This is a genomic window from Streptomyces sp. MUSC 14 (assembly GCF_001866675.1).
In the GTDB taxonomy this organism is placed as follows: Bacteria; Actinomycetota; Actinomycetes; order Streptomycetales; family Streptomycetaceae; genus Streptomyces.
The window spans coordinates 138,499-163,010 of record NZ_MLYN01000026.1; the positions used below are offsets into that span (position 1 = coordinate 138,499).

Here is a 24,512-nt window from a genome sequence, read left to right on the forward strand (position 1 = left end):
GCTCAGAAACCCCTGGTCCGCTTCGCGGCCTTGCGCTTCCCGGCGGAGCCGACCCGCAGGAACAGCCGGGAGATCTCCGAGCCCAGGTTGACCCCGATGGCGATGGCCATGGCGAGTGACGCCGCCTTGGCCAACGACACCAGCCCCTTGTCGACCTGGTTCTGGGCCATGCTGAGCAGCCCGAAGTACGTCGCCGAGCCGGGCAGCAGCGGCCCGATCGCCGCCGTCGTGTACGGCAGTGCCGACGCGAACCGGTAGCGGGACAGCAACTGCCCGAACAGGCCCACCAGCCCCGCCGCCACCGCCGTGGAGGCCACCGGCGAGATCCCGGCGACGTAGTGCATCGCGCCGTACACCGACCACGCGACGCCGCCGTTGAGCGTCACCCACAGCACGGTCGAACGTTCTTGCTGGAGCAGGACCGCGAAGGTCATGCACAGCACCATGGAGGCGGCGATCTGGATCAGCGGCCGTTCGCTGATGATCATCGCCGCGTCCGGGTTCAGCTTGCCGCCGACCTTCACGCCGAAGTACAGGACGACGAGCACCCCGGCGACGATGCCGACGAAGAAGTACAGGACCTCCAGCAGCCGGGCCGCGGCGGTGATGTAGAAGCCGGTCAGGCCGTCCTGCACGCCCGCCACCAGCGCCCGCCCGGGCAGCAGCGCGAACAGACCGCCGGTGACCACGGCGGACGCCTTCACGTCGACGTCGGCCAGCGCGAACGCCACCCCGATCGCGGCGGGCGGCATCGCGGCGACCGTGAACTGGTAGAACTCCGGCAGTCCGCGCCCCGCGCACAGCCAGGCCAGCCGGTCGCCGAGCATCGCGCCGATGGCCGCCGCGACGAACACGATCAGGTCACCGCCGACGAGGATGGAGGCGGCACCGGCCAGCAGCCCGCCGGCGAGGGTCAGCACCCAGCCGGGGTAGGGGTGGCGGTTGCGGCGGATCTCCGCGAGGCGCCGGTAGGCCTCCTCCAGCGAGACATGCGTCTCCGGGTCGGTCAGGTCGTCCACCAGCCGGAACACGGCCGCGAGCCGCGTGTAGTCGGTGCCCCGCCGCCGTACCGTCCGCGACGCCGTCACCGGGTCGTCCACCAGCGACGGCTGGTGCGAGATCGACAGCAGCGTGAAGGTGACGGTGGGCTCGCAGCGGTCCAGGCCGTAGGAGCGGCACACCGCGAACATCGCGGCCTCCACGTCCTCCGCGCCCTCCCCGCCCGCGAGCAGCAACTCCCCGATACGCAGCGTCAGGTCGAGCACGCGCGGAACCGCCGGGCCCTCCTCCTCGTGGCGCTGCACGGGCTCGGGCGCCGGCCGCTCGGCCACCGGCATGCGCAGCATGGTGCGCATCCGGTCCTGCCACGGCGCGTCCTTGATCAGGCTGACCGCCGGTATCCCGGAAGCCGGGGTGAACGCGGTCGGCGCGCTGTAGGTGCTCGGCAGGCTGAACGCCGACCCCTCCGGCTCCGCGCCCGGCGCCTGCGGCACGGCCAGCCCGTCCGGCACGGCGAACTCGGACGTGGTCTCCGGTTCGGCACCGCCCTCGGAAACCTCGATGCCCTCGGGAATGGCGAACTCGGACGTGATCTCCGGGTCGTACCGCGCCTCGTCGGACCGGGGCTTGCGGTCCTCCGCCTCCGTCACCACGCACCGCTCCCTGAACGTCACCTTTCTGCAAGCCTCAGTATGCGCATGCCTGCGCGGCGGGAACACAAACGGGCCGCACGCGTGCGCGTGCGGCCCGTTTCAGCGGGACGGATCCGGCTCAGTGGCCGCCCGTCTCCTTGAAGCGCTTGTACGACCGCTCGATCTCCGCCTCGGCGTCGGTGCGGCCCACCCAGTTGGCGCCCTCGACGGACTTGCCGGGCTCCAGGTCCTTGTAGACCTCGAAGAAGTGCTGGATCTCCAGACGGTCGAACTCCGACACGTGGTGGATGTCGCGCAGGTGCTCCACCCGCGGGTCGGTGGCCGGGACGCACAGCAGCTTGTCGTCGCCGCCCGCCTCGTCCGTCATCCGGAACATGCCGATCGCACGGCACTTGATCAGGCAGCCCGGGAAGGTCGGCTCGTCCAGGATGACCAGCGCGTCCAGCGGGTCGCCGTCCTCGCCGAGGGTGTTCTCGACGAAGCCGTAGTCGGTCGGGTAGGCGGTCGAGGTGAAGAGGCGACGGTCCAGGCGGATCCGACCGGTCTCGTGGTCCACCTCGTACTTGTTGCGCGAACCCTTCGGGATCTCGATCGTGACGTCGAACTCCACCGGTGGCTCCTCCATGATCAGCACATAGTTCTGGTGGTTAAGTGTCCCTCACGCACGTGTGTGATCGCGAAAGGGGCTGGTGGTCGTGCCGGAGCCGAGGCCGTGGCGGGCCGCAGGACCGCAGATGGAGCGGATTGCGAACGCCGTACGACCGCGTCTGGCGCGGGCCGTCGCAGCCGTACGGCCGGGGGCCGCGCGGCTGACCCGGGCCCTTGGCTCCCGGTCCCCGCACCTCCCCCGTCCGCGGGCCGTCAGGACCTGGCAGTACACCGCGGGCGCCGCCACCGCCGGCCTCGCACTCGCCGCCGGCGTGGTGACCGTGTCCGGCCCCTGGGACGCCAACGGCCAGCGTACGGCCGAGCGGGACAGAGCGATCGCTCTGGAACGCTCAGGTGGCGCAGATCACGGCGGTTCCGGCGCGGCCGCCGGGGCGCCGCGGCCCGCGCCGAGCGCCGCGCCCGTCCTAATGGGCCTGGACGCCGCGACGCAGGCCGTGGGCACCAAGAAGGCCGCCCCGGGCGGAAAGCCCCTCTCGGACGTCCTCGGGCCCCTTCTGGGCGCTCCCGCGCTGGGCGACAGCCACGCGGCGTCCGTCGTCGACGTCACCACCGGCGAGCGCCTGTACGGCAGCGCCGACACCACGGCCCTCACGCCCGCCTCCACCACCAAGATCGCCACCGCGGTCGCCGCCCTGTCCGCCCTCGGCCCCGACCACCGCTTCACCACCCGCGCGGCCTTCGAACCCGACACCGGCGAGCTCGTCCTGGTCGGCGGCGGCGACCCCACGCTGACCGCCCACAAGGAGGCCGACAGCTGGGCGAGCCTGCGGCAGCTCGCGGCCGACACCGCCCGGGCGCTGCAGAAGCGCGGCATCCGCAAGGTCACGCTCTCCTACGACACGACCCTGTTCACCGGCCCCGCCCTGCACCCCATCGGGGTCAACGACAACCTCGCCCCGGTCAGCGCCCTGACCGCCGACGAGGGCCGGACCGACAACTCCGCCAGCGGCCCGGCACCCCGGGTGAGCGACCCGGCGAAGGACGCGGCGGCCAGGTTCGCGGCCTGCCTGAAGTCCGCGGGCGTCACGACCACGTCCCCCGGCCCCTCGAAGGCCTCCACGCGCGCGCAGACCCTCGCCACGGTCTCCTCGCCCCCCCTGGCCGACATCGTCGAGCGGATGCTGACCAACAGCGACAACGACATCGCCGAGACCCTGGCCCGCCAGACGGCGCTCGCGAGCGGTCAGCCGGGCAGCTTCGACGGCGGTGCCGAGGCGATCTCCGCGCGGCTGACGAAGCTGGGCCTGCCGATGACCGGTGCCTCCTTCCACGACGGCAGCGGCCTCAACCGTGACGACCGGCTCACCCCCGACCTCCTCACCGGCCTGCTGGTCACGGCCGGCGACCCGGCCCGCCCCGGCCTGCGCCCGGTCCTCACCGGCCTGCCCATCGCCGGTTTCACCGGGACCCTGGCCAGCCGTTACGCCAATGGCGCCGCCGGCGTCGTACGCGCCAAGACCGGCACCCTGACCGGCGTCAACACCCTGGCCGGCACGGTCGTCGACGCCGACGGCCGCCTCCTGGCCTTCGCCTTCATGGCCTCCGGCACGACGAACCCCGACGAGGCCCAGTCGGCCCTCGACCGGACGGCCACCGCGCTGGCGGGGTGCGGGTGCGGCTAGCCACGCGCGCGTGGCCCGCGTTCACACCGCAGGCCACGCGCGCGTGCTGCGCGTTCACACGGCCTGCCCGAAGTGGGAACGCTCACGTACGGTTGACGACATGACTGGCTTCGGTGGCACCACATCTCCCGGGATGGTCGACTGGAACCTCGCGGTGGCGACCGCGACACGGCTCGTGCGACCGGGCCCCGACGTCAGCCGCGACGAGGCACGCACCGTCGTCGCGGAGCTGCGGCGGCACGCGAAGGCCTCGGAGGAGCACGTCCGGAGCTTCACCCGGATGGGCACCGGCGAGATCCACGACACGCCGGTCCTCGTCGTCGACCGCCCCGGCTGGGTCCGGGCCAACGTCGCCGGCTTCCGCGAGATCCTCAAACCGCTCCTGGAGAAGATGCAGGAGCGGCGCTCCGCCACCCCCGGCAACGCGGTCCTCGGCGCCGTCGGCGGCAAGGTCACCGGGGTCGAACTGGGCATGCTGCTGTCGTTCCTGTCCTCCCGGGTCCTCGGCCAGTACGAGACCTTCGCCCCGGCCACCCGCGAGCTGCCGGCCGGCGAGAACGGCGGCGGCCGCCTCCTGCTCGTCGCGCCCAACATCGTCCACGTCGAGCGCGAACTCGACGTCGAACCACACGACTTCCGCCTGTGGGTGTGCCTGCACGAGGAGACCCATCGCACGCAGTTCACGGCCGTGCCTTGGCTGCGCGATCACCTGGAGGGCGAAATCCAGTCGTTCTTGGCGGAGACCGACGTCGACCCCATGACGTTTCTGGAGCGCATCCGCGAGGCCGCCCAGTCCCTGGCGGGAGGCCGCCCCGAGGGCGAGGAGGACGACGGCGGCCGCTCCTTCGTCGAGCTGGTGCAGACCCCCGCCCAGCGCGAGATCCTCGGGCGCCTCACCGCCGTGATGTCCCTGCTGGAGGGCCACGCCGACTTCGTCATGGACGGCGTCGGACCGAGCGTCGTACCGTCCGTGGCCGAGATCCGCGAGAAGTTCCAGCAGCGTCGCGCCAAGGGTGCCTCCCGGCTGGATCTCGCCCTGCGCAAGCTGCTGGGTCTGGATGCCAAACTGAGGCAGTACCGGGACGGCGAACGGTTCGTACGGGCCGTCGTCGAGCAGGTCGGCACCGACGGCTTCAACCGGGTGTGGACCTCGCCCAACACCCTTCCCACCAAGGCCGAGATCGCCAAACCGGCGGACTGGGTCGCGCGGGTGCACCGCAAGGCCGAGTCGTGAACGCGACGGCCGCGTCGTGAATCGAATTCGGCCCGCGGCAGGCGAACGCCCCTCCAATCACCCGTCCGAGGGACCGTGAGCCTTGCGCAGGCGTGCAATGCTCGGGGAACCTCCCGGTTCTGTCACCATCTACACACTCTGAGTGACTGAGCTCGGACCCACCCCCCGACAACTTCATGAAGGGAACCGACCATGGGTCCCCATCCTGCGGTCGCGGCGATACGCCTGGCGGTCCGCCGCGTCCTCCACGACATCCTCAATGACCACACCCCGGGCGAGTCCCCGGGCCGGACGGCCGAGCAGCCCCCCTCCCCGCTCGTCCTCGTCGCGTGCTCGGGCGGTGCCGACTCCATGGCCCTCGCCTCCGCGCTCGCCTTCGAAGCGCCCCGCCTCGGCATCCGCGCCGGCGGCGTCACCGTCGACCACGGTCTCCAGGCGGGCTCCGACCTCCGCGCCGACGAGGTCGCCCTGCGCCTGCGGGGTCTCGGCCTCGATCCGGTCGAGTCGGTCGCCGTGACCGTCGGCCGCGAGGGCGGACCCGAAGCCGCCGCGCGAGACGCCCGCTACGCCGCCCTCGACGCCGTCTCCGAGCGGCACGGCGCCACCGCGATCCTGCTCGGCCACACCCGCGACGACCAGGCCGAGACCGTCCTGCTCGGCCTCGCCCGCGGCTCCGGCATCCGCTCCCTGTCCGGCATGGCCGCGGTCTCGGGGGCCGGCGGCCGTTACCGGCGCCCCTTCCTCCAGCTCGACCGGCAGACCGCCCGCAAGGCCTGCATGGTCCAGTCGCTGCCCGTTTGGGACGATCCTCACAATGCCGACCCCGCCTACACCCGCTCCCGGCTGCGGCACGAGGGTCTGCCCGCCCTGGAGAAGGCCCTCGGCAAGGGCGTCGTGGAGGCGCTCGCCCGCACCGCTCAGCTCTCCCGCGACGACGCCGACGCCCTCGACAGCTGGGCCCGCCAGGCCGAAGGCTCCGTACGGGACGGCTCCGGCCTGCTGGAATGCGCCAAGCTGTACGCCCTGCCGCCCGCCGTGCGCCGCCGTATCCTGCGCCGCGCGGCCATCGACGCCGGAGCTCCGGCCGGTGCGCTGTTCGCCCGTCACATCGAGGAAGTCGACCGCCTGATCACCGGCTGGCGCGGCCAGGGAGCCATCAATCTCCCGGGCAAAGTCGTCGCCCAGCGGCAGGGTGGCAGACTGGTGATTCGGCAAGGCTGAATCCCGACACCCGGCGGAGCGATCCTCCGACGGTCCGGGCGGCCGGCCGCCGGGAAGTGCGGGACGACCGAAAGTGATGCGGGTGGACGCGAAAGACATGGGTGCCGACCTCGAGAAGGTGCTCATCACCAAGGAAGAGATCGACGCGAAGCTGGCGGAGCTGGCCGCGAAGATCGACGCGGAGTACGCGGGCAAGGACCTGCTCATCGTCGGCGTCCTCAAGGGCGCGGTGATGGTCATGGCGGACCTCGCCCGGGCGCTGTCCACCCCTCTCACCATGGACTGGATGGCCGTGTCCTCCTACGGCGCGGGCACCCAGTCCTCCGGTGTCGTGCGGATCCTCAAGGACCTCGACGCCGACATCAAGGGCCGGCACGTCCTGATCGTCGAGGACATCATCGACTCCGGGCTGACCCTGTCCTGGCTGATCAACAACCTCGGCTCGCGCGAGCCCGCCTCGCTGAAGGTGTGCACGCTGCTGCGCAAGCCCGACGCCGCGAAGGTCGCGATCGACGTCGAGTGGGTCGGCTTCGACATCCCGAACGAATTCGTCGTCGGCTACGGCCTCGACTACGCCGAGAAGTACCGCAACCTCCCGTTCGTCGGTACGCTCGCGCCTCACGTCTACGGCGGCTGAGCCAGTCGGCTCAGTCCTTGTAGGACGATCGGGAACCCCGGCGGGTTCCAGGCCGTTGAAGCATGCAGAGACGGGTTTCCCTGCCGTCGAAGCACCTTCGTGCGGCTTCGGACAAGCATGCTGGGGTACCGTCAGAAGAACTGTCTTATCAAACTCACTATGGCAGGAGGGACGGGGCGACACCGCTCCGTATGGATGGACGTGAAGCGATACTTCCGTGGGCCGGTCATGTGGATCGTGCTGGCCGTCCTTGCCGTGGTCGTGTTGATGCAGGTCGTCGGCTCGTCCGGCGGCTACAAGACGGTGGACACCGGCCAGGTCGTTGCAGCGATCAACAGCGACAAGGTCCAGTCGGCCAAGATCACCACTGGTGACGAGCAGACCATCAAGGTCACCCTCAAGGACGGCCAGAAGGTCGACGGCAGCTCGAAGATCCAGGCGAGCTACATCGGCGACCAGCAGGGCACCCAGCTGGCCAGCAACCTTCAGACCAAGTACGAGAGCAAGCAGATCCCGGACGGCTACACGGTGTCGCCGTCCAAGCAGAACCCGTTCGTCGGCGTCCTGCTCTCCCTGCTGCCCTTCGTCCTGATCGTGGTCGTCTTCCTGTTCCTGATGAATCAGATGCAGGGCGGCGGCTCCCGGGTCATGAACTTCGGCAAGTCCAAGGCCAAGCTCATCACCAAGGACACCCCGAAGACGACCTTCTCCGACGTCGCCGGCTGTGACGAGGCCGTCGAGGAGCTCCACGAGATCAAGGAGTTCCTCCAGGAGCCGGCCAAGTTCCAGGCCGTCGGCGCCAAGATCCCCAAGGGCGTGCTGCTCTACGGCCGCCCGGGTACCGGCAAGACGCTGCTCGCGCGCGCCGTCGCCGGCGAGGCGGGCGTGCCGTTCTACTCGATCTCCGGTTCCGACTTCGTCGAGATGTTCGTCGGTGTCGGTGCCTCCCGTGTCCGTGACCTGTTCGAGCAGGCCAAGGCGAACGCCCCGGCGATCGTCTTCGTCGACGAGATCGACGCGGTCGGCCGCCACCGCGGCGCCGGCCTCGGCGGTGGTCACGACGAGCGCGAGCAGACGCTGAACCAGCTGCTCGTCGAGATGGACGGCTTCGATGTCAAGGGCGGCGTCATCCTGATCGCCGCCACCAACCGGCCCGACATCCTGGACCCGGCGCTGCTGCGCCCCGGCCGCTTCGACCGGCAGATCGCGGTCGACCCGCCGGACCTCCAGGGCCGTCTGGAGATCCTCAAGGTCCACCAGAAGGGCAAGCCGGTCGCGCCCGACGTCGACCTGTCGGCCGTCGCCCGCCGCACCCCGGGCATGACCGGTGCCGACCTCGCGAACGTGCTGAACGAGGCCGCGCTGCTCACCGCCCGCGGCGATCAGAAGCTGATCGACAACAAGGCGCTGGACGAGGCGATCGACCGCGTGGTCGCGGGCCCGCAGAAGCGGACCCGGATCATGTCGGACAAGGAGAAGAAGATCACCGCGTACCACGAGGGCGGTCACGCCCTGGTCGCGGCGGCCTCGCCGAACTCCGACCCGGTCCACAAGATCACGATCCTGTCCCGCGGCCGCGCCCTCGGTTACACGATGGTCCTGCCCGACGAGGACAAGTACTCGACCACGCGCAACGAGATGCTGGACCAGCTCGGCTACATGCTGGGCGGTCGCGCGGCCGAGGAACTGGTCTTCCACGACCCGACCACCGGTGCCGCGAACGACATCGAGAAGGCCACCAACCTGGCCCGCGCGATGGTCACGCAGTACGGCATGACCGAGCGGCTCGGCGCCATCAAGTTCGGCGGCGACAACAGCGAGCCCTTCCTCGGCCGTGAGATGGCTCACCAGCGCGACTACTCGGAAGAGGTCGCCGCGCTGGTCGACGAAGAGGTCAAGAAGCTCATCGAGAACGCGCACAACGAGGCCTGGGAGATCCTGGTCGAGAACCGCGACGTGCTCGACCAGCTCGTCCTTCACCTGCTGGAGAAGGAGACCCTGGGCAAGGAGGAGATCGCCGAGATCTTCGCCCCGATCGTCAAGCGCCCGCCGCGGCCCGCGTGGACCGGTTCCTCGCGCCGCACCCCGTCCACCCGCCCGCCGGTGCTCTCCCCGAAGGAGCTGGCACTGACCAACGGTGCGAACGGCTCGACGGCCTCGATCAGCACGGTCAAGTCCACGGCGTCGGAGTCCGCTCCGGTGACCGACCAGGCGCCGGAGGACCGCTCCGAGAGCTGAGTACGTTTCGGCCAACCGGCCCGGAATGCACGCCGCGCCCCCCAGGGTTTTAGCCTGGGGGGCGCGGCATTTTCCCTATGCGCGCATGTGGACGACAGGAACGAGGCACCAGATGACCGACCCGGTGACGCTGGACGGTGAGGGACGCATCGGCGAGTTCGACGAGAAGCGCGCCGAGAACGCCGTGCGGGAGCTGCTGATCGCGGTCGGTGAGGACCCGGACCGCGAGGGGCTGCGGGAGACGCCGACGCGGGTGGCCCGGGCGTACAAGGAGATCTTCGCGGGCCTGTGGCAGCAGCCGGAGGACGTCCTGACGACGACGTTCGACATCGGTCACGACGAGATGGTCCTGGTGAAGGACATCGAGGTGTACTCGACCTGCGAGCACCACCTGGTGCCGTTCCGGGGCGTCGCGCACGTCGGGTACATCCCGTCGACGTCCGGGAAGATCACGGGTCTGTCCAAGCTGGCCCGGCTCGTGGACGTCTACGCACGCCGCCCGCAGGTGCAGGAACGGCTCACCACGCAGATCGCGGACTCCCTGATGGAGATCCTGGAGCCGCGGGGCGTGATCGTGGTCGTGGAGTGCGAGCACATGTGCATGTCCATGCGCGGTATCCGCAAGCCGGGGGCGAAGACCATAACGTCGGCCGTCCGAGGTCAGCTGCGGGACGTCGCCACCCGGAACGAGGCGATGAGCCTGATCATGGCGCGCTGAACCGCGCGCCGTCCGGACCCGGCAGGGTGAGGCCGCCGTGCGGTCACGCCGCCGGCTCGGCTCCCGGGTGGTTCTGGTCCTCGTCGTCCGGGAGCTTGCACACGCGCTCCAGGAACAGGGCCGCCACTATCACCGCGATGCCCGCCAGCACCGAGAATCCGGCGTAGATGGCCTGGTCGCGGCGGGTGGGCAGGTCCAGCAGCTCCAGCAGGAACACGCCCGTACCGCCGTACATGCCGGCGACGAGGGCCGCGACCAGGGCGCTGGCCTGCCCGAAGACGACCGCGCGGGCGGCCATCAGCGGGTCGACGCCCTTGGCGCCCGGCCGGCGCTCGCGCTGGGCCCTGAGCCGGGCGCGCAGCGAGAGCGCCGTCGCGGCCAGGACCACGGCGATCAGGGCGAGCACGATGGGGGCGGCCAGAGGGACGCTGGGCAGGGTCCCGATCGCGTTCCAGAGGCGGGCGCCCGCCCAGGACAGGACTCCGGCCACGACGAACACGCCGGCCAGCACCCTGATGCGCAGCTCTTTCACGGTGTCCCTTCAGCTCCCCCGGACCGGCCCGGACCGTGGTCGTGTCCGACCTTGCCGTCTTGACCTTAACGACTACTCGGGCAGTCGGAGTTCCAGGTCCGCGCGGGGCGCCACGCCCTCCCGGGTGACGGCCGCCAGCAGATCGGCCACCGTGCCCCGGCCGGGAAGCTGGGCCTGCGGGTCCACGTCGTGCCAGGGGGCGAGCACGAAGGCGCGCTCGTGGGCGCGCGGGTGGGGGAGCGTGAGCCGCGGGTCGTCGGAGGTGACGTCGGCGTAGGCGACGATGTCGACGTCCAGGGTGCGCGGACCCCAGTGTTCGTCGCGGACCCGCTTGAAGGCCTCCTCGACGGCGTGCGCGCGCTCCAGCAGGGACTCGGGGGGCAGAGTGGTCTTCAGGACCACGACCGCGTTGAAGTACGACGGCTGGGTGCCGGGCGCCACGCCCCACGGCTCGGTCTCGTACACCGGCGAGACCGCTTTCACGCGCACTCCCGGCGTGTCCTCCAGCGCGTCGACCGCGCCCTGGAGTGTCTCCAGGCGGTTACCGAGGTTGGCGCCGATGGAGATGACGGCCCATTTGGGGTTCTGCAGGGTCGTGTCGGCGGCGTCGACCCGCTCGACGACCGAGGCGGGCACCGGCTGGACGGTCGGGTCGCTGTGACCCTGGAGGAACGGTCGGGTCATACTCGGCTCCTGGTGATGGTGACGGTCACGTCGTCGAAGGGGACGGTGATCGGCGCGTCCGGCTTGTGGACGCACACCTCCACCTCCAGGACCCCTTCGTGCTTCAGACAGGTGCGCGCGATCCGTTCGGCGAGCGTCTCGATGAGGTTCACCGGCTCGCCCTCGACCTCGGTCACGACCTCCTCGGCCACGATGCCGTAGTGCACGGTCTTCGTGAGGTCGTCGTCCGCCGCGGCCGGCCGGGTGTCCAGCCCGAGGACGAGGTCCACGATGAAGGTCTGGCCCTCTTCGCGCTCCTTGGGGAACACACCGTGGTGCCCGCGGGCCTTGAGGCCGCGCAGCGCGACACGATCCACGCGAATCACTCCTGCAATCGTCGGGAAGGACCGGTCCGTACCGCGTGCGGGCGGCACACCGGCCTCTGACGAATCTACCTGCGGGTGCTGACACAGCCGGGGCGCGGGGCCACGGGGCCGCGCGGGGACCATGAGCGTTCATCTCGTGTTTCCCCCGGGAAACCCGGCCACGCCATGGACTGATAGCCGCTCATACCCCGGGGTAGGTGATTCCAACCACTTCTTCGCGACCGTGGAACCGCCGGCGGTTCAGCCGAGGGGACCGTCGTCCGGATTCGTGCCGTTCGTCCCGGGCTCGTCGTCCGTGGCGTCCATGTCCTCGGTGTCCTCGGTGTCCTCGGTGTCCGCCATCACGGGGGAGGCGTGGTGCGACCAGATCTTCCAGCCGGCGGGCGTGCGCCGGAACACGTTCGTGGCGACGACGAGCTGGCCGACCAGCGGCCCCAGCTCCCCGCCGTCCGCCGGGGCCGGGCCGCCGCTGAGGATGTTCTCGGTGCAGGTCACGAGCGCCGTGTCGCCGGTGACGGACACATGCACGTCGGTGAGGAAGAACTGGATGTAGTCGGTGTTGGCCATGATCAGGGCGTACGACCTGAGCACCTCGCCGCGGCCGGTCAGCACGGGCCAGCCGGGGTGCACGCAGGAGATCACCCCGGTGTCCGCCGGGTCGTGGTACTCCTCGTCCACGCCCAGGTCGGCGGGGCTGAGCCAGAGCGAGGACAGCTCCTCGAAGTCGCCGCGTTCCATGGCCTCGTAGAAGGCGGTGTTGGCGGCCTCCACCTGTTCGACGTCGGTGTGAGGGGCGCTCACTGCTCTCCTTCCGCCCCGCGCTCGCCGCCGTCGACCGGCGTGTGAGCCGTTTCACGCGCCCATTCCACGGCCCGCGCCACCCGCACCGCGTCCGCGGTGGCGCGTACCTCGTGTACGCGCACCGCCCAGGCGCCGGAGTGCGCCGCGAGTGCGGAGACGGCGGCCGTGGCGGCGTCGCGCTCCCTGGCCGGCGGTGGCGCTCCCTCCGGGCCGGCCAGCACCCGGCCGAGGAACCGCTTGCGGGAGGCGGCCACGAGCAGGGGGTGGCCGAGGGCGCGCAGGCGGTCGAGGTGGGCGAGGAGGGTGAGGTCGTGCCCGGCCTCCTTGGAGAAGCCGAGGCCGGGGTCGACGATGATGCGGTCCGGGGCGACACCGCCCGCCAGAACGGCCTCCACGCGCGCGTGCAGCTCGTCCACGACCTCGGTGACGACGTCCTCGTAGACGCCCTGGACGTTGCCGCCCGCCAGGAAGCCACGCCAGTGCATGACGACGAACGGGGCGCCCGCCGCGGCGACCACCGGGATCATCGCGGGGTCGGCGAGGCCGCCGCTGACGTCGTTGACCAGCGCGGCACCCGCGGCGAGGGACTGTTCGGCCACGGAGGCGCGCATGGTGTCGACGGAGACGACGACGCCCTCGGAGGCGAGGCCGCGCACCACGGGGATCACACGCCGCAGCTCCTCGGCCTCGTCCACGCGCGTGGCGCCGGGCCGGGTGGACTCGCCGCCGACGTCGACCAGGTCCGCGCCCTCGGCGACGAGCTCCAGTCCGTGTTTGACGGCGCGTGTCGTGTCGAACCAGCGGCCGCCGTCGGAGAAGGAGTCGGGGGTCACGTTGACGACGCCCATGACCGCGCACCGGTCCCACGCCGGAAGGCCCGTCACCCGGCCGCGTCCGCTGAGGTTGTTCATACGTTCAGCGTAGGCCCAGGAGCGGGCCGTGAACGCGCGGCGGCCCGGGCGGCAGCCCCTGCTGGAGGAGGTGGGGCTGCCGTCCGGGCCGGTCCTCGGACATGCCGCGCGGTTGCGTGCCGTTCGCGCCGTTCAGGCCGCGCGCATGTCGCGTTCCGCCACCCCGTGCGCGCAGGGGCGCTCGGCGGCCGCCCTGTGCCGGCGCAGGAAGCGCGGGAGCGGCAGCGCGAGGTCGACGAAGCCCTCCGCCTGCATCACGGCGAAGCCGATGCGGGGCAGGTCGCTGGAGGCCCGGTAGACCATGAACCGCGGCTCCCAGCGCGGCTGGAACTTGGCGTTGAACTTGTACAGCGACTCGATCTGGAACCAGCGCGACAGGAACACCAGCAGCCCGCGCCAGGCACGCAGCACCGGACCGGCGCCGATCTTCTCCCCGCGCGCGAGGGCGGAGCGGAACATCGCGAAGTTCAGCGAGACCTTGGTGACGCCGAACTTCGGTGCGGCCTGGAGGGCGGCGACGATCAGGAGCTCGTTCATGCCCGGGTCGGCGCTGCGGTCGCGCCGCATCAGGTCCAGCGAGGCACCGTCCTTGCCCCAGGGCACGAAGTGCAGGATCGCCTTCAGGTCGCCGTACTCGCCGGGCTCGTCGTCCTGCTTGTGGGCGGTGGCGATCAGGCAGTCCGCGTCGGCCGGGTCGCCGACGCGGCCGAGCGCCATGGAGAAGCCGCGCTCGGTGTCCGTGCCGCGCCAGTCGTCGGCGGCGCGCCGGATGCGGTCCAGCTCGCCGTCGCTGAGGTCACGGATGCGCCGTACCCGGGTTTCGTAGCCGGCCCGCTCGATGCGCTTGACCATTTGTCGCACGTTGCGCATCGCGCGTCCGGCGAGCGAGAAATCCGCGACGTCCACCACCGCCTCGTCGCCCAGCTCCAGGGCGTCCAGGCCGGTCTCGCGGGTCCACACCTCGCCGCCCGTCTCCGAGCAGCCCACGACGGCCGGGGTCCACGAGTGGGCCTTGGCCTCGTCCATGAAGCGCTCGATGGCGCCGGGCCAGGCCTCGACGTCGCCGATGGGGTCGCCGCTGGCGAGCATCACGCCGGAGACGACGCGGTAGGTGACCGCCGCCTTGCCGCTGGGCGAGAAGACGACCGCCTTGTCGCGGCGCAGCGCGAAGTGGCCGAGGGAGTCCCGGTGTCCGTGCTTGGCCAGCAGCGCGCGCAGCTGGGTCTCGTCCTCCTCGGTGAGCCGCGCGGCCGGGTGCTCGGGGCGGAAGGCCAGGTAGATCGTGGTGACCGCGGTGATCCAGCCGAGCGCGCCGAGGGAGAAGGCGACGGTCCAGGAGGCGTTGCCCGCGTAGTCGACGGGGCCCTCGAAGCCGAACAGGCCGTAGACGACGTGGGTGAGCCGGTCCGCCAGGCTCGGGTTGCCGATCGTCCGGTGCGGGTGAACGCTCACGATCACGAGCCCGAGGACCAGAGAACCGGCGCTCATGAGTACGAAGTTGGTAAGAGCGCGCCACCTGCTGCGCGGGTCCGGCAGCGCCGCGAACTCGCTCCGGTGCCGCAGCAGCGGCAGGAGCAGCACGACCGCGATTAGCATGCCGGCGAGCGAGTGGCGGTACGCGAACTGTGCCGCGGCACCCGCGGGCAGCAGCGCGACCGCGGCCCGCCACGCCCGGCGCTTGCGCCGTTTGAGCCCGTGCGCGAGGAGGAGGAGCAGCACACCCGCGCTCAGCGAGAGCGCCGCCGCGAAGGGCCCGAACGAGCCCGGCAGCACCTCGGCGATCGCGTGCATGCGACTGTGGCGGAAGCGCGGGAAGACACCCGCGGCAATGTCCAGGACACCCACGAGCGCGGCAGCCCTGCTGACCAGAGTGGGTACGGCCTCGGGACGCGGCCCGCGGAGTATGCGCCGCGCCCGGCTCTTACCACCCGGAACCTCGCCCGACATTTCCCCATCTATCCTGACAGACATCGCATCCCGTAGTTCTGCGAGAGACCTTGAACCCGGGCCCGATCAGGGCATCCGGCGACATTGCGCCCTCTAGGACGGTGTCTCGGGGGGAGAGGTTCACTCCTCACCGGAAAGTCGGGTCAAAGGCCAAGGAAAGCCCCGGGCAAGCTCACGCAATAAGGCGTGGGTACCGGGCGGAGAGCGCAGGCAGGAAGCACCCCATGGGACTCACGAGCAATAAAGTGCTGTTGCTGGCGATCGTGTTCGCAGCTGTGCTGTTCGCCGGCACGGTGTGGCTGTGGCCGCGACTGGCACGGCAGAGCTGGCAGTCCATCGGTGGGCGGATCGGTCTGCTGCTGACCACTCAGCTCGCGATCTTCGCCTCCGTCGGGCTCGCCGCCAACCAGGCCTTCGGGTTCTACGCCAGCTGGGCGGACCTGTTCGGCCAGGAGAACGCCCAGGGTGTGGTCGTCGACCACATAGCAGGCGGTGGCAGGACCGGTTCGATCAAGGTCGTCTCCACGTCCCGGGTCGCGGGCGTGGGCGGCGGGATGCCGCAGCTGACCGGTCAGGTCCAGAAGGTCGACATCGTCGGCCGTACGACCCACCTCGCCACCCCTGCCTACGTGTACCTGCCCCCGGAGTACTTCCAGCCGCAGAACCACGCGCGCAAGTTCCCCGTCTCCGTGGTCCTCACGGGGTACCCCGGCACCGCCGAGGCCCTGGTGAACAAGCTGGACTACCCGAGCACGGCGCAGCAGCTGGCCAAGCGCGGCAAGATGCAGCCGATGATCCTGGTCATGCTGCGGCCGACCGTGGCGCCGCCGCGGGACACCGAGTGCGTGGACATTCCGGGCGGCCCGCAGGTCGAGACCTTCTTCGCCAAGGATCTGCGCAACTCCGTGATGGAGCAGTACCGCGTCGACAAGACGCCTGCCAGCTGGGGCATAGTCGGCGACTCGACCGGCGGCTACTGCGCGCTGAAGATCGCCATGCACCACCCGGGCTCCTACGCGGCCGCCGCGGGTCTCTCGCCGTACTACAAGGCGCCGATCGACCCCACCACCGGCGATCTCTTCCACGGCAACAAGGACCTGCAGAACCGCGCCGACCTGTTCTGGGCGATCAAACACCTGACCGCGCCCGAGACCTCGCTTCTCGTGACCAGCAGCAAGGTCGGTGAGCACAACTACAAGGACACGATGAAATTCATCCAGGCCGTGCAGAGCACGAACGTGACCAGGATTTCCTCGATCATCCTTCCGAGCGGCGGGCACAACTTCAACACCTGGAAGCGCGAGATCCCCCCGGCGCTCCAGTGGCTCAGCACGAAGCTCACCGCCCACTGAGATCGCTGCCCCGATGCCCCGTGAAACGCACAGTGTGGCCGTGTTTTTACGGGGCGGGGGCCCGCGATTCGCCTACGCGCGGTAAGTTTCTGGCCATGCCACGTGGACGCCACCGCCATTCCCCACCTCTGCACCGGCTGTTGCCTCCCTCGGCGATCGCCGGTGTCTCCGTCGTCTGCGCGCTGGGTCCCTGGGCGTTCTCCGGGGCCACGGTGTTGCGCGCACTGGCCGCGGCCGCCGCGGCGACCGCTGTCGTCGGCGCGGTCGTGATGCGCCGCTGGGACGCGCAGGCGGGCAAGCAGGTCGCCGAACTCATGCGCGCGCGTGCCAGCGACGAATGGCGCAACGAGGAACGGGTCGCCGAACTGGAGACCGATCTCGAGGAATCCCGCGAGCTGCGGACCAAGCTGGAGCAGCGGCTGCGCGCCAAGCGCGCCGAGCTGGCCGGCCTGCGCAACGAGCACGCGGCCCTGCTGCGCCGGTACGCCACGGCGGAGACCGAGCGTGCGAGCGCCCTGGAAGGCCGCCGGCTGCTGGAGATCGAGGCCGCCGAGCCCTCGTCGGCACTCGCCCTGCCGCCCGCGCGCAGCGCCGAGCCGGAGCCGGCAGCGGCCGAGGCGAAGGAGCAGGCCGACAGCGATGTGCCGTCGGCGCGCGCGGTCTTCTCGGCCGAGGGCGCCTGGTTGTACAAGCGCGCCCTGACGGCTCTGGCCGGGTTCGAGCAGGAAGCTCCGGCCGAGACCGAGGTCGTCGACGAGACCGAGGCCGAGTCCGGGGCTTTTGAGTCCGAGGCGGCCGAGGACGTGGCTCCTGAGGCCGAGGCCGAGTCCGTCGCCAAAGGAGAAGGCGGCGAGCCAGCTGCCGAAACCGAAGCCGGATCCGCCGCCGAGCGGGCCGCAGAGGACGCCGCGGACGCCCTGACCGGCGACGTGACCGACGGCGCCGGTGTCGCCGCGAGCGAGGCCGCCGTGCCCAGCGCCGATCTCGAACCGGTACGGCCGATGGGGCAGCCGCCCGCCGGGCACTTCACGGTGCCGACCGCGGTGGCCGTCGTACCCGCCGCGCCCGCTCGGCGACCGGTGGTCGAGGGCGGTTTCGACTTCTTCGGCACCCAGAAGGCCGCGCCCCGGGCCGCGCTGGACTCCGTGCAGAACGAGGACCTCGCCGATGTCGTCGGCCCGGAGGCCCTCGCAGTGCACAAGGCCGAGGCCGAGGCCGCGTTCAAGCCCGCCGACGCGCAGGCGGACGGTGTGGGCCAGGTCATCGACCTGACCGCGCACGACGAGACCGAGCAGATCGACGTCCAGGGCCTGCGCAGCGCGGCTTCCTGAGGCGTGCTCCGCAGTCCTGCGAGGCAGAGGGCAGGGCCCGGCTTCCCCGAGGGGAGCCGGGCCCCACGTCGTTCCGGCGCTCGGCCAGGGGTCACCCGGCGGTCATCCAGCGGTCCGGGCGGGCGTCCCGGCGTCCGGTGCGGGACCGCTCGGCCTGCTCGTGCAGCAGCCGTACGGCTTCCTCGGCGTCCCGCTGCCCGGCGGTGACGGTCTTTCCGGCCCCGGTGTCCACGTGGACGTCGGCGAGCCGCCACACGCGCTGCCAGGGCCCCTGGGTGAGTCGTACGCTCTGCACCTTGGCGTGCGGGACGAGGGAGAGGCTGCGGCGCAGCAGGCCGTGCCGGGTGGCGAACACCGTGCCGGTCACCGCGAGGCGACGGCCGCGCCACCACACCGGCGCGCACCACCGGGCCCGCCCCGGTGCGCGGGACAGTTCCTGAGGCACCGTCACATTCGGCAGCACGCGCGCGATGACGGACTCGGCGACCGCGCGGGGGGCGACCGGTATCAGCACCGAGTTGGCGGACCCGGCCACGTCCAGCTCCACCCGCACCCAGCCGAGCCGCCGCCACAGCAGGGGCTCCACGATCCGTACGGTCTGCACCCGGCCGGGCGGCACCGTCTCGTGCGTGCGGTCGAGCAGCCCGTGATCGATGCGCAGCCCGTCCGGGGACTCGGCCACCTTCCAGTCGAACTCGGCGACGAACCGTCCCGCGCTGTGCGCGCCGGCCCCGCCGAGCAGCGGCAGGGCGGTGCCGAGGACGGTCCACAGGTTGTGGGTGGTGAGCCACAGCACGGTCGGCACGAGGAGCGCGGCGCACAGCGAGCCCCAGGTGGCGGCCGTCAGCACCAGGGAGAGCGCGAGCGCGCGCGGGGGCACGTGCAGCAGCTCCTGCGCCGGTGCCTCGCCGACCTCATGCGCCGTCTCGGGTGCGAAACCCGCCGCGCGCGCGAGCAGTTCCGCGCGCAGGGCGCGTGCCTCCTGCTCGCCGAGGAAGGCCAGCTCGTCCTTCTTGTCGGCGCCCACGACGTCGATCCGCAGCTTCGCGACGCCCGCCACGCGCGCGAGGAGGGGCCGCGAGACGTCCACCGCCTGGATGCGCTCCAGCCGGATGTGCGCCGTGCGCCGGAACAACAGGCCGGTGCGGATGCGCAGTTCGGAGCCGGTGACCGCGAAGTGCGTGAACCACCAGGACAGGAAGCCGTACAGGCCGGCCACCGGCACCAGGACCGCGAGGCCCAGCAGGAGCATGGTGTCGGTCAGCCGCGCCAGCTGCTCCTGCGCGCTGTTGGGGTCGTGCGCCGCCCAGCCGACGAGCACGGCGACCGGCGCCCACGCCCGCCGGAAGGGCGTGATCGGGTGCAGCCGGCGCTCGGCCACGGGTATGCGCTCCTCGGCGTCCTGCGCGCCCGCGTTCTCCCCGCCGCCGTCCGGGCCGCTCACAGGCCCGCCGATCGTGCCTCGCCCAGCTCGGTGAGCCGGTCCCGCAGCCGTTCCGCCTCGGCCGGGTCAAGGCCGGGGATGGTCGCGTCGGTCGCGGCGGCCGCCGTGTGCAGTTGCACGGTGGCCAGCCCGAAGCGGCGCTCCACCGGCCCGGAGGTGACCTCCACCAGCTGCATCCGCCCGTACGGCACCACCGTCTCCTCGCGCCACAGCACGCCGCGGCTGATCAGCAGGTCGTCCGCGCGCTCGGCGTAGCGCCACGAGCGCCAGTTGCGCCCCAGCAGCCGCCAGCACCACACGGCGCACACCACCGGCAGCAGCGCGAACACCGCCCACACGGGCCCCGCGAACAGACCCGGCAGCACGCCCGCGGCGAGCGCGAGTACCGCCGTCCACACCGTGAGCAGCAGCCGGCGCATCCGCAGCAGGCCCGGCGGCAGCCCCCGCCACACCGGCTCGTCCCCCGGTGTCCCGGTCGTTCCCGCCGTCCCGGCCGTCCCCGCCTCGTGCGGGCTCCCCGTTTCCATGGGGCCAGCGTACGTAGGGGAAACTGGTGCCATGACTCCTACGACCCAGACCACCGTCGGGATCGGCGGCGCCGCGGAGAGCACCGACATGGTGCTCAACATCGGGCCCCAGCACCCGTCCACGCACGGTGTGCTGCGGCTCAAGCTGGTGCTGGACGGGGAGCGCATCGTGCGCGCGGAGCCCGTGATCGGCTACATGCACCGCGGCGCCGAGAAGCTCTTCGAGGCGCGCGACTACCGGCAGATCATCGTGCTCGCCAACCGCCACGACTGGCTGTCGGCGTTCTCGAACGAGCTGGGCGTGGTCATCGCCGTGGAGCGGATGCTCGGCATGGAGGTGCCCGAGCGGGCGGTGTGGACGCGCACGCTGCTCGCCGAGCTGAACCGGGTGCTCAACCACCTCATGTTCCTCGGCTCCTATCCGCTGGAGCTGGGCGGCATCACCCCGGTGTTCTACGCGTTCCGCGAGCGCGAGGTGCTCCAGAACGTGATGGAGGAGGTCTCCGGCGGGCGCATGCACTACATGTTCAACCGCGTCGGCGGCCTCAAGGAGGACCTGCCGGCCGGCTGGAGCGCACGCGCGCGTGCCGCCGTGGCGGCCGTGCGCTCGCGCATGGACGTCTTCGACGACCTGGTGCTCGGCAACGAGATCTTCCGTGGGCGCACGCGCGGGGTCGGCGCGCTGACGCCGGAAGCGGTGCACGCCTACGGCGTGAGTGGACCCGTCGCGCGCGCCTCGGGCGTCGACTTCGACCTGCGGCGCGACGAGCCGTACCTGGCGTACGGCGACCTCCAGGACACCCTGAAGGTCGTGACCCGGAGCGAGGGCGACTGCCTCGCCCGCTTCGAGGTGCTCCTGGAACAGACCCACAACGCGCTCGACCTCGCCGACGCCTGCCTGGACCGGCTTGCCGAACTGCCGCCGGGCCCGATCAACCAGCGGCTGCCGAAGGTCCTGAAGGCGCCCGAGGGGCACACGTACGCGTGGACCGAGAACCCGCTCGGCATCAACGGTTACTACCTGGTCAGCAAGGGCGAGAAGACGCCGTACCGGCTCAAGCTGCGGTCGGCGTCGTACAACAACATCCAGGTGCTCACCGAACTGCTGCCGGGGACGCTGGTGGCGGACATGGTGGCGATCCTGGGATCGATGTTCTTCGTGGTCGGCGACATCGACAAGTAGCCCGGTCGGCCAGGGCACCTAGGGGGCCGTCTCCAGCGGGTCCGGGACGCCGACCGGCTGGACCAGCCAGCCGAAGTCGCCGAGGCCGCCCGGCGCGGTGAGTTCGCCGGCCTCTCCGGCGCTCGCGAGGGCGCGTACGTAGGCGGCGGGGTCGGTGGAGGCCAGCGTGAGCGGAGGGCGCGCACCGGTGAGGTCCAGGGCGCGCAGGGCGGCGCGCTGCGTGAGCAAGCGTGCGGGTGACGACATGCGCGCTGCGCCGGGGAGCTCCTGCGCCGTGCCATGGGGTGTGCGCGCCGTGTTCTTGGGCGTAGGGGGCGCAATAGGGGTGTCCGGGGGTGCGCTGGTGGTGTTTCGGGATGCGAGCGCCTGCTCGGGGGGCACACACGCCTCGCTGGAGGGCATGCGCGGCGAATCGGGGGTCGCGTGCGGCGCATCGGGGGACGTGCGTGGTGTGCCCTCGGGTTCCCGCCCTGCGCTCCCGTCTCCCTCCGCGGGCCGGGTGCCGCGGAGCGGGTCCGGGGCGCCGGCCGCCGCGCACGCGTCCAGTGCCACATGCGCGGTGATGTCGCACGACCCGTCCGGCACGGGCGTCGTCTCGCGTCCCTCACGGAAGCCGGTGAGCGTCCCGAACGGGGGGCGTGTGTCGCGGGTGTGCGCGTAGTCCACCGCCACCGCGAGCCCGCGCACCACCCGGCCGGCCGCCGACGCCCACGCCAGGTCCCGGGGCAGCCCGATCTCCGCGCGCAGCCCCTCCTCGGCGGGCAGCGGCCACCAGCGGGCGAGCCAGTCCGCCTCCGCGCCCGTCACGGGCTCCCCGAGCCGCTCGCTGCCGTCCTCGGCGACGAGCACCAGCCGGGGCACACCCGCGGGGTCGACCTCGGCGACGTCGACGGGCACGTTGTCCAGCCACTCGTTGGCGAACAGCAGCCCGGTGATCGCCGCCGGGGGCTCGGGCAGCCAGGTGATGCGCGGGTCCAGGCCGGCCGGGCGGTCGGCGCGTTCGACGGCGTACCCACGCGCGCGTGCGGCCACGTCGGCCGGCAGGGCGGCGAGCACGCCGGTGACCAGCTCCCCCCGGCCCGCTCCCATGTCGACGAAGTCCAGCGCGCCGGGCCGCCCCAGGGCCTCGTCCACCCGGCACAGCAGCCGGGCCACGGCCCGCGCGAACAGCGGGGAGGCGTGCACGGACGTGCGGAAGTGGCCGGCCGGGCCCTCCGGGCGCCGGTAGAAGCCGCCGGGCCCGTACAGCGCCGCCTCGGCCGCCGTACGCCAGCCATGCCAGCCGCGCCCGTCGCGCCGGCTGCCGGAAGCGGGTTCCGCTTCCCCCGCTGTTTCATCCGTCACCGGAACAGACTAGGCGCACAGATGATCACTTCCTCCACCTTGCGGAGTACGCGCACCGGATGTGGATCGGCCCTCCGGTTGACCCCTGCACGCATCTCGTTTCCCTACTCTGGGTTACGTGCAGCGCCTCTACGACTTCCTCCGCCGCCACCCGACCTGGGTCGACTCCTTCTGGGCCGTCGTCCTGTTCGGCCTGTCCGGCGTGAGCGTGGTCAATCTGCACGGGGTGGGCGGGCACCACGGGTCGATCGCCGCGGGCCTGGCCGTGTCCGTCGTGCTGTGCACGGTCGTCGCGCTGCGCCGGCGTTTCCCGGAGGCGATGCTGCTGGTCGCGTGCGCGACCGGACTGGCCCAGCTGGTCCTGGACGTCGAGACGACCGTCGCCGACTTCGCGATGCTGGTGATCACGTTCACGGTCGCGGCGATCGGCGCGCGCTGGGCCTCACGGGTCGCGCTCAGCGTCAGCCTGGTCGCGGCGACCGTCGCGCAGATCCGCTGGCCGGCCGAGCACTCCAGCTTCGTCGGGCACGTCGCCCTCGCGGTCTTCCAGACGGTGCCCTTCGCGCTCGCCTGGGTGCTCGGTGACTCCATGCGCACGCGGCGTGCCTACTTCGCCCAGCTGGAGGAGCGCGCCGCCCGCCTGGAGAAGGAGCGCGAGGCACAGGCGAAGGTCGCGGTCGCCGCCGAGCGTGCCCGGATCGCGCGCGAGCTGCACGACGTCGTCGCACACAACGTGTCGGTGATGGTGGTGCAGGCCGACGGCGCCGCCTACGTCCTCGACGCCGCCCCCGACCAGGCCAAGAAGGCCCTGGAGACGATCTCCTCCACCGGCCGGCAGGCCCTCGCCGAGATGCGCCGCCTGCTGGGCGTGCTGCGCACGGGGGAGCACCAGGAGGGCGGGGAGTACGTCCCGCAGCCCGATGTCGACCAGATCGACGACCTCATCGAGCAGTGCCGCACCTCCGGGCTGCCGGTCGACTTCAAGGTCGAGGGCACTCCGCGGCCACTGCCGAGCGGCGTGGAGCTGACCGCGTACCGGATCGTGCAGGAGGCGCTGACCAACACCCGCAAGCACGGCGGGCCCAACGCGGGCGCGAGCGTGCGGCTGGTCTACTTCGACGACGGGCTCGGCCTGCTGGTCGAGGACGACGGCAAGGGTGCCCCGCACGAGCTGTACGAGGAGGGCGGCGCCGACGGCCAGGGGCACGGGCTGATCGGCATGCGCGAGCGCGTCGGCATGGTCGGCGGCACGCTGGACGCGGGCCCACGCCCGGGCGGAGGATTCCGCATCAGCGTCCTGCTCCCGCTCAAACCGGCGCACTGATGTCTTCACGCGCTCTCGACCGACACCCGTAAGCCGCCCCCGAAGCCGACTCCTGAAAAGAGGCCCGATGACGATCCGCGTGATGCTCGTCGACGACCAGGTGCTGCTGCGCACCGGGTTCCGGATGGTGCTCGCCGCCCAGCCGGACATGGAGGTCGTCGCGGAGGCGGGCGACGGCGTCGAGGCCCTCCAGGTGCTGCGCACCACCCCGGTCGACGTCGTCCTGATGGACGTCCGCATGCCGAAGCTGGACGGGGTGGAGACCACCCGCCGGATCTGCGCGGAGCCGGACGCGCCGAAGGTGCTGATCCTGACCACGTTCGACCTGGACGAGTACGCGTTCTCCGGGCTGAAGGCGGGTGCCTCCGGGTTCATGCTCAAGGACGTGCCGCCCGGCGAGCTGCTGGCCGCCATCCGGTCCGTGCACAGTGGTGACGCGGTCGTGGCGCCCTCCACCACCCGGCGGCTGCTGGACCGCTTCGCGCCGATGCTGCCCGCCACCGGCAAGGAGCCGCAGCACAAGGAGCTGGAGCGGCTCACCGACCGGGAGCGGGAGGTGATGGTGCTCGTCGCGCAGGGCCTGTCCAACGGGGAGATCGCGGCCCGACTGGTGCTCAGCGAGGCCACGGTCAAGACCCACGTGGGCCGCATCCTGACCAAGCTCGGCCTGCGCGACCGGGTGCAGGTGGTCGTGCTGGCGTACGAGACCGGGCTGGTCCGCGCGGGCGGACACGGCTGACCCGGGCTCAAGGGGAGCCGGGGCGCCCGACGGGGGC

22 protein-coding genes are annotated in these 24,512 nt (G+C 71.7%); 11 read left to right on the forward strand and 11 right to left on the reverse strand.

All coding sequences use genetic code 11. The features are described 5' to 3' along the window. Positions 1-2: 2 nt before the first annotated feature. The gene (locus BIV25_RS17510; RefSeq protein WP_071373328.1) at positions 3-1,649 is read right to left on the reverse strand and encodes a threonine/serine exporter ThrE family protein; all 1,647 of its coding nucleotides are present in this window, start codon (positions 1,647-1,649) and stop codon (positions 3-5) included. 121 nt (positions 1,650-1,770) lie between these two features. Then, positions 1,771-2,262: an inorganic diphosphatase gene (locus BIV25_RS17515; RefSeq protein ID WP_018547987.1), complete on the reverse strand. Its 492-nt coding sequence runs from the start codon at positions 2,260-2,262 to the stop codon at positions 1,771-1,773. Between the two features lie 124 nt (positions 2,263-2,386). Here BIV25_RS17515 and dacB point away from each other — a divergent pair, with 124 nt between their 5' ends. From dacB to folE, 6 genes are all read left to right on the forward strand, one after another. Beyond that, positions 2,387-3,943 (forward strand): D-alanyl-D-alanine carboxypeptidase/D-alanyl-D-alanine-endopeptidase, encoded by a 1,557-nt coding sequence (dacB, locus tag BIV25_RS17520; RefSeq protein WP_071373278.1) that lies wholly within the window; start codon positions 2,387-2,389, stop codon positions 3,941-3,943. Positions 3,944-4,043: 100 nt separating this feature from the next. After that, positions 4,044-5,177, forward strand: coding sequence for a zinc-dependent metalloprotease (locus BIV25_RS17525; protein WP_071373279.1), 1,134 nt, complete (start codon positions 4,044-4,046; stop codon positions 5,175-5,177). Between the two features lie 192 nt (positions 5,178-5,369). Then, on the forward strand, positions 5,370-6,398 hold the full coding sequence (gene tilS, locus BIV25_RS17530; protein ID WP_071373280.1) for a tRNA lysidine(34) synthetase TilS: 1,029 nt from the start codon (positions 5,370-5,372) through the stop codon (positions 6,396-6,398). Between the two features lie 97 nt (positions 6,399-6,495). Then, positions 6,496-7,035 (forward strand): hypoxanthine phosphoribosyltransferase, encoded by a 540-nt coding sequence (hpt, locus tag BIV25_RS17535; protein WP_256255888.1) that lies wholly within the window; start codon positions 6,496-6,498, stop codon positions 7,033-7,035. Between the two features lie 195 nt (positions 7,036-7,230). Further along, positions 7,231-9,273: an ATP-dependent zinc metalloprotease FtsH gene (ftsH, locus tag BIV25_RS17540; RefSeq protein ID WP_071373282.1), complete on the forward strand. Its 2,043-nt coding sequence runs from the start codon at positions 7,231-7,233 to the stop codon at positions 9,271-9,273. Between the two features lie 112 nt (positions 9,274-9,385). Continuing rightward, on the forward strand, positions 9,386-9,991 hold the full coding sequence (folE, locus tag BIV25_RS17545) for a GTP cyclohydrolase I FolE (RefSeq protein WP_071373283.1): 606 nt from the start codon (positions 9,386-9,388) through the stop codon (positions 9,989-9,991). Between the two features lie 43 nt (positions 9,992-10,034). On the opposite strand, the gene BIV25_RS17550 is transcribed toward folE, so the two are convergent. From BIV25_RS17550 to BIV25_RS17575, 6 genes are all read right to left on the reverse strand, one after another. Continuing rightward, positions 10,035-10,523 (reverse strand): DUF3180 domain-containing protein, encoded by a 489-nt coding sequence (locus BIV25_RS17550; RefSeq protein WP_071373284.1) that lies wholly within the window; start codon positions 10,521-10,523, stop codon positions 10,035-10,037. Positions 10,524-10,595: 72 nt separating this feature from the next. Further along, complete coding sequence (gene folK, locus BIV25_RS17555) at positions 10,596-11,207, reverse strand: 2-amino-4-hydroxy-6-hydroxymethyldihydropteridine diphosphokinase (RefSeq protein WP_071373285.1); 612 nt, start codon at positions 11,205-11,207, stop codon at positions 10,596-10,598. Beyond that, positions 11,204-11,563, reverse strand: a complete 360-nt coding sequence (folB, locus tag BIV25_RS17560) for a dihydroneopterin aldolase (protein ID WP_071373286.1) — start codon at positions 11,561-11,563, stop codon at positions 11,204-11,206. The genes folK and folB overlap by 4 nt, the downstream gene beginning before the upstream one ends. A 249-nt stretch (positions 11,564-11,812) precedes the next feature. Next, entirely contained in the window at positions 11,813-12,373 is a 561-nt protein-coding gene (locus BIV25_RS17565; protein WP_071373287.1) for a nuclear transport factor 2 family protein, read from the reverse strand. Continuing rightward, positions 12,370-13,284, reverse strand: coding sequence for a dihydropteroate synthase (gene folP, locus BIV25_RS17570; protein WP_071373288.1), 915 nt, complete (start codon positions 13,282-13,284; stop codon positions 12,370-12,372). The genes BIV25_RS17565 and folP overlap by 4 nt, the downstream gene beginning before the upstream one ends. 132 nt (positions 13,285-13,416) lie before the next feature. Next, entirely contained in the window at positions 13,417-15,231 is a 1,815-nt protein-coding gene (locus tag BIV25_RS17575) for a phosphatidylglycerol lysyltransferase domain-containing protein (protein ID WP_071373289.1), read from the reverse strand. Between the two features lie 224 nt (positions 15,232-15,455). Between BIV25_RS17575 and BIV25_RS17580 the strand changes: the two genes are divergently transcribed. Next, positions 15,456-16,583 (forward strand): esterase family protein, encoded by a 1,128-nt coding sequence (locus BIV25_RS17580; protein WP_071373290.1) that lies wholly within the window; start codon positions 15,456-15,458, stop codon positions 16,581-16,583. Between the two features lie 95 nt (positions 16,584-16,678). After that, positions 16,679-17,914, forward strand: coding sequence for a hypothetical protein (locus BIV25_RS17585; RefSeq protein WP_177235319.1), 1,236 nt, complete (start codon positions 16,679-16,681; stop codon positions 17,912-17,914). A 91-nt stretch (positions 17,915-18,005) separates the two neighbouring features. Here the strand turns inward: BIV25_RS17585 and BIV25_RS17590 are convergent, their stop codons facing one another. Both BIV25_RS17590 and BIV25_RS17595 read right to left on the reverse strand, forming a co-directional pair. Then, positions 18,006-19,358, reverse strand: coding sequence for a PH domain-containing protein (locus tag BIV25_RS17590; RefSeq protein ID WP_071373291.1), 1,353 nt, complete (start codon positions 19,356-19,358; stop codon positions 18,006-18,008). Continuing rightward, on the reverse strand, positions 19,355-19,885 hold the full coding sequence (locus BIV25_RS17595; RefSeq protein WP_071373292.1) for a PH domain-containing protein: 531 nt from the start codon (positions 19,883-19,885) through the stop codon (positions 19,355-19,357). The genes BIV25_RS17590 and BIV25_RS17595 overlap by 4 nt, the downstream gene beginning before the upstream one ends. Before the next feature lie 31 nt (positions 19,886-19,916). On the opposite strand from BIV25_RS17595, the gene BIV25_RS17600 reads away from it, so the two are divergent. Continuing rightward, complete coding sequence (locus tag BIV25_RS17600; protein WP_071373293.1) at positions 19,917-21,068, forward strand: NADH-quinone oxidoreductase subunit D; 1,152 nt, start codon at positions 19,917-19,919, stop codon at positions 21,066-21,068. A gap of 18 nt (positions 21,069-21,086) precedes the next feature. On the opposite strand, the gene BIV25_RS52830 is transcribed toward BIV25_RS17600, so the two are convergent. Then, the gene (locus BIV25_RS52830) at positions 21,087-22,412 is read right to left on the reverse strand and encodes an SAM-dependent methyltransferase (protein WP_256255890.1); all 1,326 of its coding nucleotides are present in this window, start codon (positions 22,410-22,412) and stop codon (positions 21,087-21,089) included. A gap of 118 nt (positions 22,413-22,530) precedes the next feature. Between BIV25_RS52830 and BIV25_RS17610 the strand changes: the two genes are divergently transcribed. Beyond that, the gene (locus tag BIV25_RS17610; protein ID WP_071373294.1) at positions 22,531-23,736 is read left to right on the forward strand and encodes a sensor histidine kinase; all 1,206 of its coding nucleotides are present in this window, start codon (positions 22,531-22,533) and stop codon (positions 23,734-23,736) included. 67 nt (positions 23,737-23,803) lie between these two features. Beyond that, complete coding sequence (locus BIV25_RS17615; protein ID WP_071373295.1) at positions 23,804-24,475, forward strand: response regulator transcription factor; 672 nt, start codon at positions 23,804-23,806, stop codon at positions 24,473-24,475. Positions 24,476-24,512: the final 37 nt, after the last annotated feature.

What these genes read in the sequence shown, in the direction of transcription:
- dacB (WP_071373278.1), top strand. Translation starts at nt 2,387, where the DNA reads ATGGAGCGGATTGCGAACGCCGTACGACCGCGTCTGGCGCGGGCCGTC.
- BIV25_RS17525 (WP_071373279.1), top strand. Translation starts at nt 4,044, where the DNA reads ATGACTGGCTTCGGTGGCACCACATCTCCCGGGATGGTCGACTGGAAC.
- tilS (WP_071373280.1), top strand. Translation starts at nt 5,370, where the DNA reads ATGGGTCCCCATCCTGCGGTCGCGGCGATACGCCTGGCGGTCCGCCGC.
- hpt (WP_256255888.1), top strand. Translation starts at nt 6,496, where the DNA reads ATGGGTGCCGACCTCGAGAAGGTGCTCATCACCAAGGAAGAGATCGAC.
- ftsH (WP_071373282.1), top strand. Translation starts at nt 7,231, where the DNA reads ATGGACGTGAAGCGATACTTCCGTGGGCCGGTCATGTGGATCGTGCTG.
- folE (WP_071373283.1), top strand. Translation starts at nt 9,386, where the DNA reads ATGACCGACCCGGTGACGCTGGACGGTGAGGGACGCATCGGCGAGTTC.
- folK (WP_071373285.1), bottom strand. Translation starts at nt 11,207, where the DNA reads ATGACCCGACCGTTCCTCCAGGGTCACAGCGACCCGACCGTCCAGCCG.
- folP (WP_071373288.1), bottom strand. Translation starts at nt 13,284, where the DNA reads ATGAACAACCTCAGCGGACGCGGCCGGGTGACGGGCCTTCCGGCGTGG.
- BIV25_RS17575 (WP_071373289.1), bottom strand. Translation starts at nt 15,231, where the DNA reads ATGTCGGGCGAGGTTCCGGGTGGTAAGAGCCGGGCGCGGCGCATACTC.
- BIV25_RS17580 (WP_071373290.1), top strand. Translation starts at nt 15,456, where the DNA reads ATGGGACTCACGAGCAATAAAGTGCTGTTGCTGGCGATCGTGTTCGCA.
- BIV25_RS17585 (WP_177235319.1), top strand. Translation starts at nt 16,679, where the DNA reads ATGCCACGTGGACGCCACCGCCATTCCCCACCTCTGCACCGGCTGTTG.
- BIV25_RS17595 (WP_071373292.1), bottom strand. Translation starts at nt 19,885, where the DNA reads ATGGAAACGGGGAGCCCGCACGAGGCGGGGACGGCCGGGACGGCGGGA.
- BIV25_RS17600 (WP_071373293.1), top strand. Translation starts at nt 19,917, where the DNA reads ATGACTCCTACGACCCAGACCACCGTCGGGATCGGCGGCGCCGCGGAG.
- BIV25_RS17615 (WP_071373295.1), top strand. Translation starts at nt 23,804, where the DNA reads ATGACGATCCGCGTGATGCTCGTCGACGACCAGGTGCTGCTGCGCACC.